General features: G+C 42.2%; 13 protein-coding genes. 11 read left to right on the forward strand and 2 right to left on the reverse strand.

What is annotated here, in order from left to right:
- Positions 1 to 84: 84 nt before the first annotated feature.
- Together gdhA and dprA are read right to left on the reverse strand one after the other, a co-directional pair.
- Positions 85 to 1419, reverse strand: a complete 1335-nt coding sequence (gene gdhA / locus L0M98_RS09605) for an NADP-specific glutamate dehydrogenase (protein ID WP_099291020.1) — start codon at positions 1417 to 1419, stop codon at positions 85 to 87.
- Positions 1420 to 1609: 190 nt separating this feature from the next.
- The gene (gene dprA, locus L0M98_RS09610) at positions 1610 to 2722 is read right to left on the reverse strand and encodes a DNA-processing protein DprA (protein WP_227215785.1); all 1113 of its coding nucleotides are present in this window, start codon (positions 2720 to 2722) and stop codon (positions 1610 to 1612) included.
- Between the two features lie 125 nt (positions 2723 to 2847).
- Here dprA and aroB point away from each other — a divergent pair, with 125 nt between their 5' ends.
- The 11 genes from aroB to L0M98_RS09665 all read left to right on the forward strand — a co-directional run bounded on the left by aroB (position 2848) and on the right by L0M98_RS09665 (position 19503).
- Positions 2848 to 3879 (forward strand): 3-dehydroquinate synthase, encoded by a 1032-nt coding sequence (gene aroB / locus L0M98_RS09615; protein WP_227215784.1) that lies wholly within the window; start codon positions 2848 to 2850, stop codon positions 3877 to 3879.
- 2 nt (positions 3880 to 3881) lie between these two features.
- Entirely contained in the window at positions 3882 to 5087 is a 1206-nt protein-coding gene (locus tag L0M98_RS09620; protein ID WP_227215783.1) for a 3-phosphoshikimate 1-carboxyvinyltransferase, read from the forward strand.
- A 147-nt stretch (positions 5088 to 5234) separates the two neighbouring features.
- On the forward strand, positions 5235 to 5816 hold the full coding sequence (locus L0M98_RS09625) for an RNA polymerase sigma factor (RefSeq protein ID WP_227215782.1): 582 nt from the start codon (positions 5235 to 5237) through the stop codon (positions 5814 to 5816).
- Positions 5817 to 6271: 455 nt separating this feature from the next.
- Entirely contained in the window at positions 6272 to 7423 is a 1152-nt protein-coding gene (locus L0M98_RS09630; protein WP_099291016.1) for a PDDEXK nuclease domain-containing protein, read from the forward strand.
- A 448-nt stretch (positions 7424 to 7871) separates the two neighbouring features.
- Positions 7872 to 9029 (forward strand): FecR family protein, encoded by a 1158-nt coding sequence (locus L0M98_RS09635; RefSeq protein WP_227215781.1) that lies wholly within the window; start codon positions 7872 to 7874, stop codon positions 9027 to 9029.
- A 101-nt stretch (positions 9030 to 9130) separates the two neighbouring features.
- Entirely contained in the window at positions 9131 to 12646 is a 3516-nt protein-coding gene (locus tag L0M98_RS09640) for a SusC/RagA family TonB-linked outer membrane protein (RefSeq protein WP_227215780.1), read from the forward strand.
- Positions 12647 to 12648: 2 nt separating this feature from the next.
- Positions 12649 to 14280 carry a RagB/SusD family nutrient uptake outer membrane protein gene (locus L0M98_RS09645; protein WP_227215779.1) on the forward strand — a complete coding sequence of 544 codons (1632 nt, stop codon included), beginning with the start codon at positions 12649 to 12651 and terminating at the stop codon, positions 14278 to 14280.
- Between the two features lie 11 nt (positions 14281 to 14291).
- On the forward strand, positions 14292 to 14945 hold the full coding sequence (locus L0M98_RS09650; RefSeq protein ID WP_227215778.1) for a fasciclin domain-containing protein: 654 nt from the start codon (positions 14292 to 14294) through the stop codon (positions 14943 to 14945).
- Positions 14946 to 14967: 22 nt separating this feature from the next.
- The gene (locus L0M98_RS09655; protein WP_227215777.1) at positions 14968 to 15387 is read left to right on the forward strand and encodes a hypothetical protein; all 420 of its coding nucleotides are present in this window, start codon (positions 14968 to 14970) and stop codon (positions 15385 to 15387) included.
- Between the two features lie 5 nt (positions 15388 to 15392).
- Positions 15393 to 16691 carry a thioredoxin family protein gene (locus L0M98_RS09660; protein ID WP_227215776.1) on the forward strand — a complete coding sequence of 433 codons (1299 nt, stop codon included), beginning with the start codon at positions 15393 to 15395 and terminating at the stop codon, positions 16689 to 16691.
- Between the two features lie 7 nt (positions 16692 to 16698).
- Positions 16699 to 19503 (forward strand): M16 family metallopeptidase, encoded by a 2805-nt coding sequence (locus tag L0M98_RS09665; RefSeq protein ID WP_227215775.1) that lies wholly within the window; start codon positions 16699 to 16701, stop codon positions 19501 to 19503.
- Positions 19504 to 19695: the final 192 nt, after the last annotated feature.

The following is a 19695-nucleotide window of genomic DNA, read 5'->3' on the forward strand; positions in this document are numbered from 1 at the left end:
GAAACTATTCATATCGTTGATTTCGGGTAATAAAAAATCCGCTCCGAATTTGGAGCGGATTTTTTATATAGACTTACTGTATTATTAGCAGTGTCCTTGAGCGCACATAGCCTCGGCAACTTTGATGAAGCCACCGATGTTAGCACCCTTAACATAGTTGATCTTGTTACCTTCTTTACCGAATTTAACGCAAGTATCGTGGATGTCTTTCATGATTTGAGACAATTTAGCGTCTACTTCTTCAGCAGTCCAGCTATATCTCATTGAGTTTTGGCTCATTTCAAGACCAGAAACGGCAACACCACCGGCGTTAGCTGCTTTACCCGGAGCGAAAGTAATGTGCTCGTTCAAGTAGTTAACAGCTTCTGCGGTACAACCCATGTTAGAGGTTTCAACTACCATTTGGCAACCGTTAGCAACCAATTTCTTGGCATCTTCTTCGTTCAACTCGTTTTGGATAGCGCAAGGGAATGCGATGTCGCATTTAACTTCCCACGGTTTTGCTTTCGGGAAGAATTTAGCACCGAATTTCTCAGCGTAAGGAGCTACAACGTCGTTGTTGCTAGCGCGCAATTCCAACATGTAGTCTACACCTTCTTGAGTTAAACCTTTCTCGTCATAGATGTATCCGTCAGGACCAGAGATAGTAACTAATTTAGCTCCTAATTGAACTAATTTTTGAGCGGCACCCCAAGCAACGTTACCGAAACCAGAGATAGCTACAGTCTTACCGGCGATCTTCTCACCTTTTTCAGCCAACATATGTTGTGCGAAATAAACGGTACCGTAACCAGTAGCTTCCGGACGTACTCTTGAACCACCGAATTCGCGGTTCTTTCCGGTTAATACACCAACGAATTCGTTGCGAATTCTCTTGTATTGTCCGAACAAGAAACCGATTTCACGAGCACCAACACCGATATCACCAGCAGGTACGTCAGTGTCAGGACCGATGTGTTTGCAAAGTTCAGTCATGAAGCTTTGGCAGAAACGCATAACTTCGTTATCAGATTTTCCTTTCGGGTTGAAGTCAGAACCTCCTTTACCACCACCCATCGGGAGTGTAGTCAAAGAGTTTTTGAAAGTTTGCTCGAAGCCCAAGAATTTCAATCCACCAAGGGTTACTGACGGGTGGAAACGCAAACCTCCTTTGTAGGGTCCAATAGCACTGTTGAATTGTACTCTATAACCACGGTTGATTTGTACTTCACCTTTATCATCAATCCAGGGTACTCTGAACATGATCACTCTTTCAGGTTCTACCATTTTTTCAAGGATCTTGTTAGCCTTGTATTTCGGGTTTGACTGATAGGTATCCCATACAGTTTCGATCACTTCTTGAACAGCCTGGTGGAATTCTGATTCACCTACGGTTCTAGCCTTTAAGGCATCCATGAATTCTTTAATCTCTGCTTTCATTTGAATATTGTTTAAGTAAAAACTTTAAAAAAACATCTTTTAATTTGAATTGTGAAATTCGGTTCAAAGGTATGCTTTTGTTTATGATTCCAAAAATTTTTCGCACTATTTTTTGATACACGCAAACGTTATAATAGTTTAAAATTAAAATCATTTATCGTCCCGTGCTATAAAACTGTAACAAAACGGGTTAAATAAGTGAATAACATTTACCGGGAAGCCGGGTGACTATACCCTCTAGTTCCAGTTTCAAGAGCAAGACGGCCAGATCGTGGACGGGTATCCGGGTGAGTTGATGGAGTTGGTCGATGTTTTGTTCTCCCGCTTCGGTCAAAGTTTGTCTGATAAGGTCTTCGTCGCTTGATTCGGGGAACAAATCGAGTGATGTTTGATAAGGTGCTGTCGGGAGCGGTTCCCAATTCAACGCTTTCAATATGTCGGAGACGTTTTCCACGAGGGCGGCAATATTTTGTTTGATGAGCATATTGCATCCCGTGTAGTTCGTGTCTTCCGGGCGACCGGGGAAGGCGAGGACATCCCGGCTGTAGGATAATGCCTGTCGTGCGGTGGACATGGCTCCCCCTTTCACGGGAGATTCAGCCACGAGTATCGCTTCGCTCATACCTGCCACGATGCGGTTCCGTTGGAGGAAATTCGTGGGGTGTATCGGTGCACAAGTTGGAAATTCGGAAAGTAATGTTCCGCCTTGTTCCAGAATTTTGTCCGCTATATTTTTGTGGGGTGCCGGGTAGATCATGTGCAGCCCGTGACCGAGCACGGCTTGTGCCCGAAGCCCGTGTCGGAGGCAGGCGGAATGCGCGGCAATGTCAATACCGTAAGCCAGCCCGCTGATGACATTGGGACGGAATCCCATGTCAGCCAATTGCTGGAGGATATTTTCCACGCGGGCTTTGCCTAAATCGCTGGCTTTGCGAGTACCCACGATAGCGATATTCTTGGCTTCGTCGGGTTCCAGCGTACCTTTATAGAAAAGTACCAGCGGGGCATCGGCGCAATGTTTCAGCAGGCGGGGGTAATTCGTGTCTTCTATTCCGCAGACTTGAATACGGTGCTTCTCCATGTTCTTTAGTTCCTCTTCAGCCAGTTGCAGCCACTGGGAACGCTCCGGTCGAATGTTTGTCAGGTTGTTCTCTTTGAAAAGCAACTCTATATTTTTGTCACTCTCTTGAAAGAAACCGGTAATGCCGCCACATTGTTGGAATAGGGGAGAATATAAAGCATTGTTTAATCTGGGAGCAATTGTGATTGCCACCCGGTTCAGGGTAGAATTGTCATTGTTCATGCGCCGATCAGTTTTAATGAATTTGACCAAAGTTATTTTTTTATGGCGAGAAAAACAATTAATTTTAAATTTTAATTCCCCGTATCGGTTGAAATAGTGTAATTTTGTGCAGAAATATGGGACAAATGGAGCGTATTATATTTACAACGGATTCGAGTCTTGTCCTCGCCGAGTTGTTACAAGGTGTCAGGCATGATCAATTATTTGTCGTGGCGGATAAGCACACGGTCGGTTTTTGTGACAAGTTACTGGAGAAAGTGAATTGGATGCCGTTGAACGTGGCGGTAGTCGATTGCGGTGAAGAAAACAAGTCACTGGTGAGTGTTGCCCGTGTCTGGTCTATGTTGAGCAAGCGGGGAGCTCGTCGTTCTTCAATATTATTATGCGTGGGCGGGGGTATGGTGACGGATATGGGCGGTTTCGCCGCTTCGACGTTCAAGCGGGGAATGCGTTGTATCTATGTACCCACGACTTTGCTGGCACAAGTGGATGCTTCGTTAGGCGGGAAAACGGGGTTTAATCTTGGTGGGTTGAAAAACGAGATCGGTACTTTCAGCGAGCCGGAACGAGTGGTTATTGATGTTTCGTTATTACAGACGTTACCCGTTCGGGAACGGGTATCCGGTTATGCCGAGATGCTGAAACACGGGCTATTGTCTGACATGGAATATCTGGAGCGGTTACTGGCTTGTGACACGAACGTGCCCGAGCGTGAAGAATTCCTTGAGTTAATTAAAAAATCCGTGTCCGTGAAGAATGATATCGTGACTCAAGATCCGAATGAGAAAGGGATACGTAAAGCCTTGAATTTCGGACACACGATTGGGCATGCCATCGAGAGTTGTTCCATGATGCGGCGGGAAAATATGTTACACGGGGAAGCTATCGCGTTGGGAATAATAGCCGAGTTGTATCTTTCCGTGTGCGAGAAAGGTTTCCCGGGCGAAGTGTATCGCCGGGTGAGGGAATTTATCAAGAGATATTATCCAACCTACCCGATTATGGAGCACGTGGATACATTGTATGAATTGATGTTGCATGACAAGAAAAACGATTGTAAAGGTGTGAATTTTACACTTCTGGAAGATGTCGGGCAGTTTTCTATCAATAATTACTGCACGAAAGAACAGATTACGGAAGCATTAAACCAGATATAAGAATGGATAACGTTATCGCTTGGGAAGGGAAAGAAATAAAAGGTACAGTAATTTTACCGGCATCCAAGAGTGTGTCCAACCGGGCTCTCGTGTTGAGTGCGTTGGCGGACGGGGTGTTGCCTGAAAATCTGTCCGATAGCGATGATACCCTTGTGTTGATGGAAGCCTTGTCCCGAACGGGCGGACTCGTGGATGTCGGTCACGCGGGAACTGCCATGCGCTTTTTGGCAGCTTATTTCGCCTTGCGTGACGGGGTATGGGAATTGACCGGTTCGGGGCGAATGAAGCAGCGACCGATAAAAGTGTTGGTAGAGGCTTTGCGGGAACTGGGGGCAAATATTGAATATTTGGGGAGAGAGGGTTTTCCGCCTTTATGGATTGGTAATGCCGTGTTGAGGGGGAAAGAGATTTGCTTGGATGCCTCGGTCAGTAGCCAGTATATTTCAGCGTTGATGATGATCGCTCCTTTGGTGGAAGGGGGACTCGTGATTGATTTGAAAGGGAAAGTCGTTTCCGCGGATTATATTCACATGACGGCGGAAATGATGCGTCGCTTCGGGGCAGAGGTGTGTATCGCGGGGAATCGGGTAGTCATTCCCGGGGGGAAATATATGCCTGCTGCTTTCCGGGTAAGTGCCGATTGGAGCGCGGCGTCTTTTTTTTACGAGTTGTTGGTTGTCGCGGGCGAGGGGGAACTCTTTCTTCCGGGGTTGGAGTATGATAACTTGCAAGGTGATGCGCATCAAGTCGAGTTATGGCAACAGTTAGGGGTACACACGGAAAGGGTAACCGGGGGGATTCGTTTGTCTACCCATGATGCGCGAGTGCCCCGTTTCGAGGCGGATTTGTCGGGAATGCCCGATACGGCTCTTCCTCTGATTGTAGCTTGTTGTTTATCGGGTATCCCGTTCCATTTGCGGGGTGTCGAAACCTTATATATAAAGGAGTGTGACCGGGTGGATGCCGTTACGCGGGAGTTAAGTAAATTGGGATATAAATTGCAGGTGCCGATACACGGGGAATTATGCTGGGATAAGGTGCGTAATACGTTGACTTCATTAGATATAGACACGTATCAAGACCACCGTATGGCAATGGCATTTGCTCCTGCCGGGTTGAAGTTTCCCGGGTTAACCATTCGGGATGCCGGGGTGGTAACTAAATCGTTCCCCGGTTTCTGGGAACAGTTTAATAATTTAGTGATTTAGAGATTTCCGGTTTACACGGGACGAGGCTTGTGCGTGGTGTACTCGTGCTAGCAATGTTAATTTGATAATAAATTGCGGGAAATATTTTTATTGAATCGAAAATAGGAATATTTTTGTTGACCGTGGATACAAGAAAAACGTGATATTTTGGATGAACAGATATTGATAGAGCGATTAAGACGAAATGACCGGAGTGCCTATTCTGAATTGTTTGATGGGTATTTCGATAAGTTGTTTACATTCGCTTTGAATATGGTTTTCCGGGAAGATGTGGCTAATGATATCGTGCAGGAAGTGTTTATCACGATTTACGAGAAATCGGTTTTTTCCAATTACAGGGGATCGTTGAAAGCGTATCTCTACACGAGCGTGCGGAACCGATGCTACAATTACCTGCGGGATGCCAAGGTCGAAGACCGGAATATGGCATTGTACGCGGAGGCGGCAGTGTATTCCGATAATGTTGACACGATCGACGAGGAAGAGGTGCTGGAAAAGATCCGGCAAGTAATGGATGAATTGCCGGACAGGTGTCGGGAAGTGTGTCTTTTGCGGTTTGTGCATGGCTATAAATACAGTGATATTGCGGAGCAATTGTCCATGAACGAAAACACGGTGAAGGTGCAATTGCACCGGGGAATGGAGAAAATTAAAGAAAGTTTTTCGAATTACGATTTCGTCCTGCTCCTTTTCGTGATGAGTCAATCGTGTTTGCTTTTACAGGCTTAACAGCCATTTTCACGCGGGAATGACCTCGATTGTTTTACCGTTCATTTCCAACACTTGTTCTGTATCCTGCGTGATAATCAATAGTTTTTCGGCTATAACTGTTTTCAGTATATTTTTATTCTATATGCAAAATAAAAAATAGTCATTTTTGTTTTGTATATAGAATAATATTGTTCTAATTCAAAGTGGATGGGAGTAATTGACTAACATACAAAATGTTTCGATTGTTTTACTTTTGAAACGTAATTAAAAGAGGTATGGAAATTTACATGCGAGTCTGTATTTAGGAATTTTCTTAAAAATTTTAATGTATAAAATATCCCAAATCCAGAATATGATTTACTATATTTATGCGGTAATTGAAAAGCCTCCTGTAATATTGAATTGTGTAACGTCTATTTTAGATAGCAAAGAGATGTTTCGGATGTGAGCGGTAAAAATTAATCCATGAGGATATGGAAGAAAATCATAAATTAGAAACAGTTTATAATGCGGCAGTACAAATTATAAAGACAGCTATACTTCGTAGTCAATATCAGGCCGCTAAGTTGGTAAACAAAGAACAGTTGGGACTTTATTGGGGGATCGGGAAATATGTATCACTTAATTCTCGTGATAAATTTTGGGGAACAGGAGCTATTGAAGCTATTAGCCAACGATTGCAAAAGGAATTACCGGGGTTGCGTGGATTTTCTGCCCAACATATACGGAAAATGAGGCAATTTTATGAGGAATGGAGTTCTGTCTTAAAATGCTCGCCACTGGCGAGTAAATTTGCAAATCTTGAAGATAAAATATTAAATCCCATTGAAATAGATAGTAATACTCTACTGATGATAGATTGCTCGCCACTGGCGAGCAATCTAAACATGGAGGAATTCTTTAGTATCAGTTTCACGCACCACATGGAGATTATTCATAAAACGAGTACTATAGAGGAACGTGCTTTTTATATTCATCAAACAGTGGTTAACTGTTGGAATAAATATACATTACGTGTTCATCTCGAAGCGAATGATTATCGGCATCAAGGGGCGATGCCAAACAATTTTGTAAACACGATACCCGATGTTCAACAATCTGTGAAAGCGATCAGTATGTTTAAAGATGAATATTTACTCGACTTTATCAACGTGGAAAATTTGGATGAAAGGGATAAAGAAGATATTGATGAAAGAATAGTTGAAAATGCTATCGTGCAGAATATAAAAAAATTTATAATGACCTTTGGACAAGACTTTAGTTTTATTGGAAATCAATATCACATAGAAGTTTGTGGTCATGATGTATTTATTGATTTGTTATTTTTTAATAGAGAACTCAATTCACTTGTTGCGGTGGAGTTAAAGTACTCGGAATTTCGGCCCATACATTTAGGACAATTGCATTTATATTTGCAGGCTTTAGATGACTATGTGCGAAAACCTCATGAGAATCCGTCTATTGGCATAATTCTTTGTAAGGGTGTTGATCGTAATTTTGTCGAGTATGCTGTTCGTGATTTTAACAAACCATTGGGAGTTGCAACCTACAAGACTGCTAATGATATGCCGGATGAATTAAGAAAAGCTTTGCCGGATATGGATGAATTGAAGAAGTTGTTGTAAGCATAATAAGAATAAAGATAGGACAAGGAAGGGGAAAAATAGAACTAAAGGTATCCGGTTCATAATTTGCCCCGGGAAACTCCCGGGTAAGGATTGCTTACTAGGCAACTTTTCTACCATTGAGTGGCGGTAGATAGCCTTTTGAGTGACTTTTGGGCGGGTTCGCCTACTCATCGCCTGATGTTCGCCCACAGTTCGCCCACGTTTTAACAGAAAAGTATCTTATTTAATACTGTCGAGGGTTTTGTCGATTGAATCTACAGGTACCTTTGCGCCAGATAATCGGTGTGGAATGGTTTATGATGATTTTGGCATTTGTAGTAAATTGATTTTTAGCTTATTATTCTGATGTGTCATTTTATTTTGCCTAAGGAGTAAAAAAAATCATTTTTCGTGTAAACATTTTCGGGTGTTTCGTGTTTTGGATGTGAATTTGAGTGAGATTAAGATGAAAATAGATTGGTTATTGATAAAGCGGAGTTTGACTTCTTCATTGAATGAAGAGGAGGAGAAGGCTTTGCGGGTGTGGTTGGACGAGGCAGAAAAGCATCGTGCCGTGTACGAGGATATGAAGCGTTTCGTTGCCATTCGCGAGGGATACCGTTTGGAAAAAGATACGAGGGAGGATTTTAAAAAGGATTTTCAAGCCAGACTGAATACTGCTTATCGTAAACGAGTGCGCCGGATGTGGATAAAGGTTGCGGGATACGCGGCAATGTTGGTGTTACCTTTGACGATAGTTTTGTTCTTCTTTTTGGAGCAAAAGCCCGCTGTTGACGCGGAGGATTACGGGATTGGACAGATCGTGCATGGGACGAGAAAGGCGACGTTGGTGTTGAATGACGGGAAGGTTGTGGCGCTGGATACTTCTCGTGTGTTGTTGGGACAAGAGGACGGAATGAGTATACGTACGAGCGATCTGGCTTTGGTGTACGTGGATTCCTTGCAAAAAGACCGGGAAGTGGAAGTTCAGAATCGGTTGATTACACCGAAGGGGGGCGAGTACACTTTGATGTTGTCGGACGGAACAAAAGTGTGGGTGAATGCAGCCACCGAGATTCGCTATCCCGTGAAATTTATCAAGGGGGAGCGTCGGGTACGTTTGGAGGGTGAGGCTTATTTTGAGGTGGCAAAGGATGTGGCAAAACCTTTTATCGTGGAGATTGATGGTATGGAGGTGAAAGTGTACGGCACGAAGTTTAATATCAATACCCGAAGGATGGATAGGATGCAGACGACATTGGTCGAGGGTTCCGTGTCCGTGAAACCGAAAGGAAAGCCGGAGGTGATGCTTGATCCGAACCAGCAGGCGGTGTTTAACAAGCTGTCCGGGCGGGTTGCCGTTCAGGAGGTGGATGTTATGCCTTACGTGGCGTGGCATCTTGGGAACTATTTTTTCGAAAACAAGAGTATAAGCGAAATCTTGGATGAGCTTGCCTTGTGGTATGATATAAATGTATTTTTTATGAATGACGAAGTGCGCAACGAGCGGTTTAGCGGTTATTTGCCCCGCTACGGGGAGATCGAGAAGTTGTTGGGGTTAATCGAGAAAACCTCTCATGTTCATTTCGAAATTAAAGGCAAAGTGATAATAGTGCGTAAATAAGAAAAATCCGGACAAGCGCCACTTATCCGGAGTGAAATAAATGTGGGCAAGCAAATGCGACAATGGTTGCCCAAGTAGTTTTTAATTTCAAAATCAAATGTATGAAAAAAAAACAAAGTTTTTACTATTTCTATGGTAAAAAGAAAAATGGTCTATTACGAATCATGAAATTATTAGTTATTTTATTGACAATGACCTGCATGACAATTTCCGCTAACACGTTCTCGCAACAACAGAGGGTGACGCTGGAAATGAAGAATGTCGGTGCGATGGAACTCTTTAAAGAGATTCAGAAGAAAACGAATTTGTATTTCGTGTATAATGATGCTGATCTGGTTTCTTTTAGTAACATTACCGTTTCGGCAAAAGACGAGGAGTTGGATGTTTTATTGAAACGGGTATTTGCCGGGTTGAACTTCTTGTACGAGGGGAACGTTATCATCGTGAAGCCGGCTGTCGCTAAGGATGATGAAAAGAAAGACGTGAAGAAATTCATCGTGAAAGGAAAAGTGTTGGACGAGAAGAAACAGCCGTTACCGGGAGTTACTATACGTTTGGATAGCACTACCGTGGGATGTGCCACGGATGCAATGGGGCAGTTTATGTTGTCTTTGCCGGTGGAAACAGGGCAGTTGATTTTTACTTTTGTTGGTTTCAAGCAAGAAAAGAAAAAGTTTAAGGCTGGGGATGAGTTGATAGTCACGATGAAAGAAGAAGCCTCGGATTTGGACGAGGTGACGGTGATCGCTTACGGGGAACGGAACAAAAAGGAATTGATCAGTTCCGTGTCTTCAATAAAAGCTAAGGATTTGGAAGAAGTACCTTCAGCTAGTTTGGAAAATTTGTTGCAAGGACACATGGCGGGAGTGGAAGTGAATAACGTGTCTGGAGCTCCCGGCGGTGGAGGTACTCGCATTGCGATTCGTGGTTATAACACGTTGATGGTTGATGGAATTAGTGAGAATACTCCGTTATATGTTGTAGATGGTGTACCTATTCAATCATTTACTTCCCCATTAACCGGAACGAATACATTGGCTGAAATTGATCCGATGACGATAGAATCCGTTGAAGTTTTGAAAGATGCCGCTTCAGCTGCTATTTATGGTTCACGTGCAAGTAATGGCGTGATTTTGATCACAACAAAGCATGGTAAAATGGGACAAGCGACCTTTCAGGCGAATGCTTCTTATTCATGGACTTATTTACCAGAAACTCCCATGCAAATACAAGGAAACGGGGAACGTAAATGGTGGTTATATGCTGCACAGAATATGGCAGTAGGAATGATTGACCGTGTAACGAATAATGTTACTTGGCCTACTTCCCCGGAAGAAGTTTTTAGAACTAGCGGACAATATGATTATTTTTGGAGAAATGGTGTGGCTGATGATTATAATAAAATCCCTTTAGAGCGTTTGCTACAAGATAGTTTGAATCCTTTTTATAATAACTCAACAAATTGGTGGAAATATGTGTTTCATACAGGTAAAACTTTGAATGCTAATATACAAGCATCTGGAGGAACGGAACGTATTAAATACATGGTGGGTGCCGGTTGGTATAACGAGGAAGGTATTAATGTTGGTTCAGAATTTTCACGCGCTAATTTGATTTCAAATTTGAATTTGACTCCTCGGAAAAATTTGAGTTTGGATATGCGTTTATCTCTATCATATTCGGATATGAGTATGGCTTCTGGGGGGTTAGGAGCGAGAAATATTTCTTATATGACAGTTAATCCCAAAGGAACGTCGACGTTATTCCCTAATAGTGGATCTGCTTACGAACAAATATTTACTACGATCAATGAAGTGTCTGAGAAGAAATATAATTTTAATATTCGAGCTAATACTCGGTTAGCGTATAAAATTATTGAAGGTTTAGATGTTTCGGCTTCACTTGCCGTGGATTATTCTCAATCACAACTTAATCGTTTTGAACCCAGTTCTTTGGATGCGAGTTACGGGTTAAGTAAGTCATATGGTCAAATGTCCGGTTCCGTGTTAATGCAGACAGAAGAATTGTTACATTACAATTTCAGTTTAAAAGAACGGCATAATTTTGATTGGCTTTTCGGTTTTTCTTACACGAGAGAAGCATCCAATGGTTTGAATGGTTCTGGTAAAGGAGCTCCTAGTGATTATATACATTATGTTGTGGATGGTATGCCGGATTTGAAAGATCTGAATGGGACTACAACTGCAATGAAATCATTTATTTCAAGTTTCAAGGAGAAAAAAATGGTTAGCCTTTTCGGGCGTTTGGCTTATAATTTTGATAGAAAGTATTTAATGGAGTTTACGCTTCGTCGGGATGGATCTTCTGTTTTCGGTAAGGATGTGCGTTGGGCGACTTTCCCGTCTATTGCAGTAGGATGGAATTTTTCAGATGAAGTGTTTATGAAGAATTTTTGGTGGTTAAGCCATGGAAAAGTGCGTGCTTCATGGGGGCAATCAGGGCAAACTTTCTTGGATCCTTATTTAGCACAGGGAGCGATTAATGTCGGCAGTAATTTTTTGGGAGTGACAGGATTGGTTCCCGCCCAAATGGAAAATAGAAATCTGACATGGGAAAAATCTGATCAATATGATTTGGGATTAGATGTTGATTTGTTTGATTATCGTGTGAAAATGAAGTTGGATTATTATTATAAATACACGAAATCATTGTTGTGGCAGATAAATCTTCCCGGAACAGTTTATTTTCATTCAAAGATGTGGGACAATGCGTTGGAAATTTCAAATGAAGGTATAGAATTGGAAGCCCAATTTGATATTTTAAGAGAAACTGAGGTTAAGTGGCGTGCTCGATTTAATATTTCCCGTAACTGGAATCGATTGGAAAAAACTTACACGGGTATGGATGTCGACAGTAAATATGTTATAGGACGTTCAGCTAATGAGTTGCTGGTATTCAAAAATTTAGGGTGCGCTCAAAGTGATAGTGATATTCCTAAATATTGGGATCAACAAGGAAATTATAAAGCATTGGCTAGTGGTGGCATGGCACAGCCGACACGTTTAGGGATGAATGTGATCGCTGATTTGAACGGAGATGGGAATATTACTGATGAGGATAGATATTTTGCGGGTTCTACTTTGCCGTTGGCTCATGGTGGTATCGCAAGTGAAATTAAATGGAAAGGATTTGATTTGAATATTTTATTCAACTATTCTTTGGGGCGGAAAATGATTAATATGTTTAGAAAAGCATCTTTAAATTTTAATTCGATGAATATTGGTTCGGCTATATTCGAGGATTATCGTAATGTGACTTTTTGGCAACAACCGGGTGATAATTCTGATTATCCTATTATTTCTGCAATTAATTATTATCACCAAGGACAGTTTGACGGGTTGATAGATTCTAACATTGAAAAGGTGAATTTCCTTCGATTGAAACAATTGACTTTAGGTTATAATCTTCCCTCCGCATGGGCCAAGAAGTTGTATTTGCAAGGATTAAGAGTGTTTTTCACGGGAGAGAATCTTTTCTTGTGGACGAATTATTCAGGATTAGACCCAGAAAATGTTGATCCGATGCAAGGTTTGGATCAAATGGAGAATTATCCGTCTGCAACGAAATTAACATTGGGATTAACGCTTAAATTTTAATTATGAAGAAGATTCTTTATATTTTATTGATAGGGCTTTTTTCAGCATGTGACAGTTTGTTGGATGTGGAGCCGGAAACTTTGGTCAGTTTTGACAATTATTACAAAACGGAGCAGGATCTGGAAATTTCGTTATATCAACTTCAAAGTTTTATCCATGGTCGATTATTAGAGCAAAATGTACAAGAACGAGCAGGTTTTATTTCAGAGTATAATTGGACACAGGAACATTTTTGGGATCCGTCTACAATGGTAGGCATGAGGGGGCAAGGTGAAGTATGTACGCTTTGGGATCAGACTTATTGGGTTGTGTATATGGCGAATGTACTTTTGGATAACATGTATAAGGCAGAAGCGAATGTATCACCCGAACGAATGAATTATTATAGAGCCCAAGCGTATTTCGGTAAGGCTTTAGGGTATTTTTTCTTAGGACGTCGTTGGGGGGAGGTTCCTATTACACGGAATAGTTCTTCATCTGAAGTATATGGGAAAAAACCTTTGCTTGAGGTTTTGGATACCGTGCTCGCTAATGCGGAGAGAGCGTATAAAATGTTGCCTGTTCAAGCTGATTTGGTTGATCGCACGGGAACGCCTATAACTTCGAAACAATTCGGTAGTAAAGGTTCTGCTTGTGCTTTATTAGCTCATGCTTATGCTTGGAAAGGAAGTATGATTGATTTGATGGGACTTGATGGAAATTCTAATGAATGTTATAAAAAATCAGTAGAATATGCCAATTATTTGATAAAAGGAGATGCCGGAAATTATAGTTTAGTACGTGCTCCTGAAGAATTGTGTAAATATTTCTCTGATTATCAGTCAAATAATCCGGAATCAATATTTGAGTTTTCATTAGATATGTCGGCGGAAATTATTCTTTCGACGTATTTGATTGGGCAAGAATTTATTGGCTATCCAGTTGATCCTTTAACGAAAGCGGGGGACCAACAGTATAAGTCAAGTAAAATTTCTTATAGTACAATCAGAACGTTGTATGATACGCTGGATTTGAGACGGGATGCTTATTTTCATAGGTATAGTTACTATAGTACCGATTCAGTTCAGTTTATGTTTACTGATTCGACAGAATTAGTAATGAAACATTTGCAGGATAGTGTTCGGGAAGAAATAACTAAACTTACCGGGGGTATTGCTTATCCTTTTAAATGGCGCGAGGGCGTGTATGAAGCTGATCCTTATAATCCGGGTGCGATGCGATTAATAGCAATCAAATCAAATTATTCTTATTGGCGTTTATCAGACATATATTTACTACGAGCCGAGTGTTATGTCAAATTAGGAGAAGAGGGTTTGGCGCAAGCGGATTTGAACGAGATTCGAGGAATTAATAATGTGAAGCCTTATCCCAATAGCGGTGGTGATGAGAAAGGTTTGAAATATGCTATTTTCCACGAACGTGAACGCGAGTTATTAATGGAGGGGCATCGTTTTTATGATGTCGTACGCAACGGGATGGAATATGTTAATACTTATTTACCGGGAGCGTTGAAGACGTTGACATTGACTGATGTGAAAAATGGTGCATTATTTTTCCCGATTCACGAGAGTGCATTTAAAATGAACGGATTATTAAGGCAGAATGTGTATTGGGCCCCGTATATGAGAAAATAAAGGAACAAGATATGAAACAGATTATATTATTAGGATTGTTATTATCCGTTTTTGTCGGATGTACAAAGTATAACCAGATTGATACGGGTATAGCCCGGAAAAAGTATCCGGGGAATATGTATGAATATTTTCATTCGGATTCCTATAACTGGGATTCATTATTGTTAATGATCGAGTATACAGGAACAAAAGAGTATTTTACAGGAGAGAAAGTCGGATATGAAGAAATTACATTTTTTGGTCCGACGAACCACTCTATCCGTCGGAAGATGTTCGAGGAAACCCAATTGAATACGGAGACTTGGGTGCAAGAACCGATTTATAAGAGTGTAAAAGCATATGTGGAGGCAAAAGGTGTTGAATATTGTAAAGAATTGATTTTGCGGCATGTCGTGAAAGGAAAATATGAAGTAAAAGATATTCCGAGGGGGACGAGTGATGATAATGCATCAGGAGTCATTTTCACTTCTGCTTTTGGTTCTACATTCCGGGTGTTTTCATTCAGGGAACCGTACGAAAAAGTTCCGGAAGCGGGAGCCGTGGTCTTGTATATAAAAGGTGGAATGAATATGTCCACGAGCGTAGATGTTGCATCAACAGACATAGAACCGACCAATGGGATTGTTCATTCTTTGGCTTATGGATTCACTTGGGGACAATTATAATGAAATGTAAAAACGGAACAAGATGAAACAGACAATATTATTTCTATTTGTGATGGTTTTGGCTTTTAGTGCATGTCATGATGTGAAGATTGGGTATTTGAAAGCCGATAATGCAGAATATTATCCGGATTCATTGGTCGTTGAGACTGATTTGAGCAAGGTAAGTCAAAATAAACTGGATAACGATGCTCCATGGGTAACGAATACGATTAGCGGAATGTTGGGAACAGAGCCGTTGTCTTATGAGTTTGTAAGTGTACGAGCGATTGATGGAGGTGATGCGGATATATTTGCGAAAGAAATTGTTGTACGTGGTAGTGGACGTATGCAATTCCCGTTAAGGACAGAGGCTCCTAAGGGACGCTATATTGTTACCTTAAAGGTAAGTAATGAAGATTATTCTGCGATTTTGCCGGATGTGTTTACGTTTATTTTGAAATGAATATAATGAGAAAATATTTTATAATGATATGCTTCACCCTGTTCATGGGGTGGAGCGCATCAGGCTATAGCCAAGGGATTAAGTTCTTCGAGGGAACTTTCGAGGAAGCGTTAGTGAAAGCAAAGCAAGAGAATAAACTCGTATTCGTGGATTTTTTTGCTACTTGGTGCGGACCATGTAAGCAAATGGCAGAAAAAGTATTCACGAATGAGGAGGTGGGAAAATACATGAATGAGAAGTTCGTGTGTATGCAAATCAATGTTGAGGCAACCGGATGGCAGAAAGAAACTGCCGAGAAATTTAATGTAACGGTATTGCCGACATTGATTTTCTTTAAAGCGGATGGAAACGTGGCATCCCGTTTGGCAGGAGCTCGGGAAAAGGATGATTTTTTGAATGCAGCCAAAGTGGCTAGCGGGGAACAATTAAGTTTCGAGAAATTGTATGACCGTGCCAAATCGAAAAAAGATTTGACTGATATGCAGTTGGTATTGAAACAGGCTCCGGATTATGTGGGTGGTTTGCAGGGAATGGAAGCACAAAAATGGATTGTGCGTATTGATAAATTATATGCCGAGTATGTGAAGGCAAAAATGGGACCGGATTTTATTAATAAAGAGGATTTCCAAATTGCGAATAAGTTTAATAAAAAGAACGTGAAAGATGATGCGGTGATGGAGTTTATTGCCAAAAATCTGGAAACGTACATGAGTAAATTGGGAGAAGCTCCGGGTATCTTGATGGTCGAGTATAATAATGCTGTTATCGAGCAATTGGCAAAAGCGGGTAAGAATGAATACAAGAAATATTTGGAGAGAATCAATGGTGATCTGGAAGCGGCTTACGCTATTATGCCGACGGGAACGTTGACTCCTTACGAGAAATTCAAGTATTATTATGATGGGATGTATTTATTGTCTTACAAAAAAGATGCGGAGTCTTATGTTCAATTAATGAATAAGTATTTGGCGGCTTTGGGTGATCAGGTGGGAGCGAATGATTATGGTGAGATTGCTCAAAATATGTATGTCATGAGTAAGGGAAAATTGAACAACGAACAATTAGGACAAGTGAAGGATTGGTTGGTGAAAGCTATGCAATACGAGGGAACCGGATTGATCGACAGGATTAATTTTGTGACGATGTTGGGGGATACGTATAAGGCATTGAAAGATTTTGATAAGGCAAAAGAAGCTTATAACCAAGGGTACATGGAGGCTTTACAGATCGAGAATAAAATGCAATCTGTTCAAGTGCAAATGATTATGAAACGTAAACTGGAAGCACTGGAATTAGCGAAATAAATAAAGTATGAGGGGATTATTAGTAACGATTGCCGTGTTTCTTTGCACGGTTGGGACTCCTTTGTCCGCGCAGGAAGGCATGGAAGGATTGCGTCACGGGAAACTGGATAACGGTCTGACGTATTACGTGAAGCATTCCAAGGCGGAGCCGGGAAGGGTGAGTTTTTACCTGTTGCAAAACGTGGGGGCGATACTGGAAGAGGATCACGAGAACGGGTTGGCGCATTTCTTGGAGCATATGGCGTTTAACGGTACTACCCATTTCCCGGGAGGGGTGATGCCTTATTTGAGGGGAAGAGGTATTTTCACGTTCAACGCGAAGACAGGGATAAACCAGACGGTGTATAATATCGAGGATGTACCCGTGGCAGAAGGCGGATTGGTGGACACGTGTATGTTTATCGTGAAAGACTGGTGTAGCGAGATATTGCTGAAAGATAAAGATATTGACGAGGAGCGGGGCGTGATTATCGAGGAATGGCGGAGTCATTATAACGTGGGGCGTCGCTTGCAGGAAGGATCGGCTCCGGTGGTGTACAATCACACGAAATATGCCAAACGGAACGTGATCGGGACGGTGGAATTATTGCAATCGTTCCCCTCGGATGTATTACGGGAGTTTTATCGTAAATGGTACAGACCGGATTTGCAGTGCGTGATCGTGGTCGGGGATATTGACGAGGTAGAGTTCGAGAAGCGGGTAAAGGAGCAGTTCGGGAAGATTCCCGCGAGGGAGAACCCGTTGGAACGGTACGAGGTGGAAATTCCAGACCGGGCGGATATGGATTATATGTTGATTCTCGATGCGGAGAATCCCTCGAAGATGATTTCTTTCCACCAACGGGTACACCGGCAGGAGGGATTGGATGAGGTCGGACGCAAGGCGTATTCTTTTAAAGCACGGATTTTTAACGCTTTGATGGGGCAACGCTTGTCCCGTATCGTGAACGCGAACAAGGAGAAGTTTTTGAGCGCTTCCGGTACATTCGAGAGTTTCGTGCGTAATTATAACGGGTTCTCTTTAGACGTGATTCCGTATAAAAATCAAGATGCTGAGGCTTTCGAGCAAGTGTGGACAGCGTGGGAAGAGATTCGTCGTTACGGTTTTACCGACAAAGAGGTCGAGAGAGTGCAGGAGGCTCTTTTCCAAGAGTTGATGAAAATGGAAAGTGAGGTAGAGAAGGAGAGTAACCCGTATTATGTATCCGTGTTCCAGAATCATTTTTTGGCGGGAATGCCTTTTCACGAGCAACCGGTAGAGTTGGGTTTGTTGAAAGAGGCTTTGCTGGAAATCACCGCGGAGGATATGAGTGACTGGATTCACTCGTGGGCGAACGATAGTAATCAGATTGTCGTGGTGTCCGGGAATGACAAGGATTATAAATACTTGACTAAAGATGATATTCTGAATATCATGGCTAAGGTGGCGGAAAAAGATATAGAGCCGGAGGTCGAGGAACACAAGACGCCGGAACCGTTTGACCTGCAACTTCAAGCCGGAACGATTAGGAAAGTGAAAAAGCTGGATCGTTTCAAGGCGGAAGAGTGGACATTGTCTAATGGCGCCAAGGTGTATTACAAGCACGTGGAGGAGGGACATGGGTTCTTTTCGCTGGCATGTAGCAGTCATGGCGGTCGTTCGGTTGTCGCCACGGAGGATTTACCGACATTAACGGCTATGCAAGCATTGACTTTGAAGTCGGGATTGTACAAGTATGACTTGAGTACGTTGAAAGAATTGGTACAAGGCAAGCAGATCCGTTTGAATATGATGATCAGTGATTACACGGAAGGCTTCGGGGGAAGCACGAAAGCGGAGAATGCTGAACTTTTGTTCCAGTTGTATTACTTGTTGTTCCAGCAACCCCGTTTCGATAGGACGCAATTTGACAAATATGTCGAGCGTTCCCGCTACGCGTACGAGAACCAACGGAAGACACCGCAGAATCTCGTGCAGGACACGATCCGGATGTTGACCGTGAGAGAAGACGAACGGAATAAGGATTATGGCGTGGCGTATTTCGACATGATGAATTTCGAACGGTTGGAATCCTTGTATCGTGAACGTTTTTCGAATGCCGGGGAGTTTACTTTCTGTATCGTGGGGGATATCGATCGGGGCGAGGCTGCACGCTTGGCGTGTGAATATATCGGTGCTTTGCCTTCTCGCGGGGGAAAGAAAGAGGAGTATATTATCCGTGATTATAGCGTGGATACCGATACTATTGCACGTGAATTTAAAGTGGTGATGCCGGGGGACAAGGGGATGGTGAATATCGTGCTGGAGAATGATGGCAAGTTCTCGCTGAAAGAGCAGATAGCTTTTAATATCTGGGGACAGATGTTGCGGGCTCGTTACTTCTCTATCGTGCGGGAGCAGGAGAGTGCGAGTTATGGTGTGAATGCGGATGCCGGCTACCGGGACTTTCCGGATAGGAAAGCAACCCTGATGATCGGTTTCGAGACGGAGAGCGATAAGGTGGAAAGGATGAAAGAGATTATCTACCGGGAATTGGAGAAGAGTACCAAAGAACTTTTCAAGGAGAGTGAATTGGCTCCCGTCGTTACGGTAATAAAACGAAGTAACGAGCAGGCAAACGAGAATCTCGGTATCGATTTCTGGATGAATGTGTTAAATAGTTATGCGGAATATGGAAAAGATATCACGGATCACAGTGCTTTTGACAAAGCCTTGGATAGTATTATCGTGAAAGATATTCAACGTGTGGCTCAGAAGTTTTTGAAACACGTGAAATTGCGGGACTGGGTAATAAAATCGGAGAAAGAGAATCCGTTATCGGATTGGGAATAGTGAGGATTAGAACAAGTGTGTGTGGAAAGGGTTGTCTGTATGGGCAGCCCTTTAATTTTTGATTTCATGATTTTAGATTTATGATTCCACCCACATGTGCTTTACTTGTTCCGTGGTTAAAAGTCTTTTTGGTTGGAACCTTTATTTCAAACCTTCCGTATACAACGGAAATTGTTATTAAAGGAAGATATT

The sequence above is a fragment of the Butyricimonas sp. DFI.6.44 genome (assembly GCF_022132345.1).
GTDB lineage: Bacteria > Bacteroidota > Bacteroidia > Bacteroidales > Marinifilaceae > Butyricimonas > Butyricimonas muris.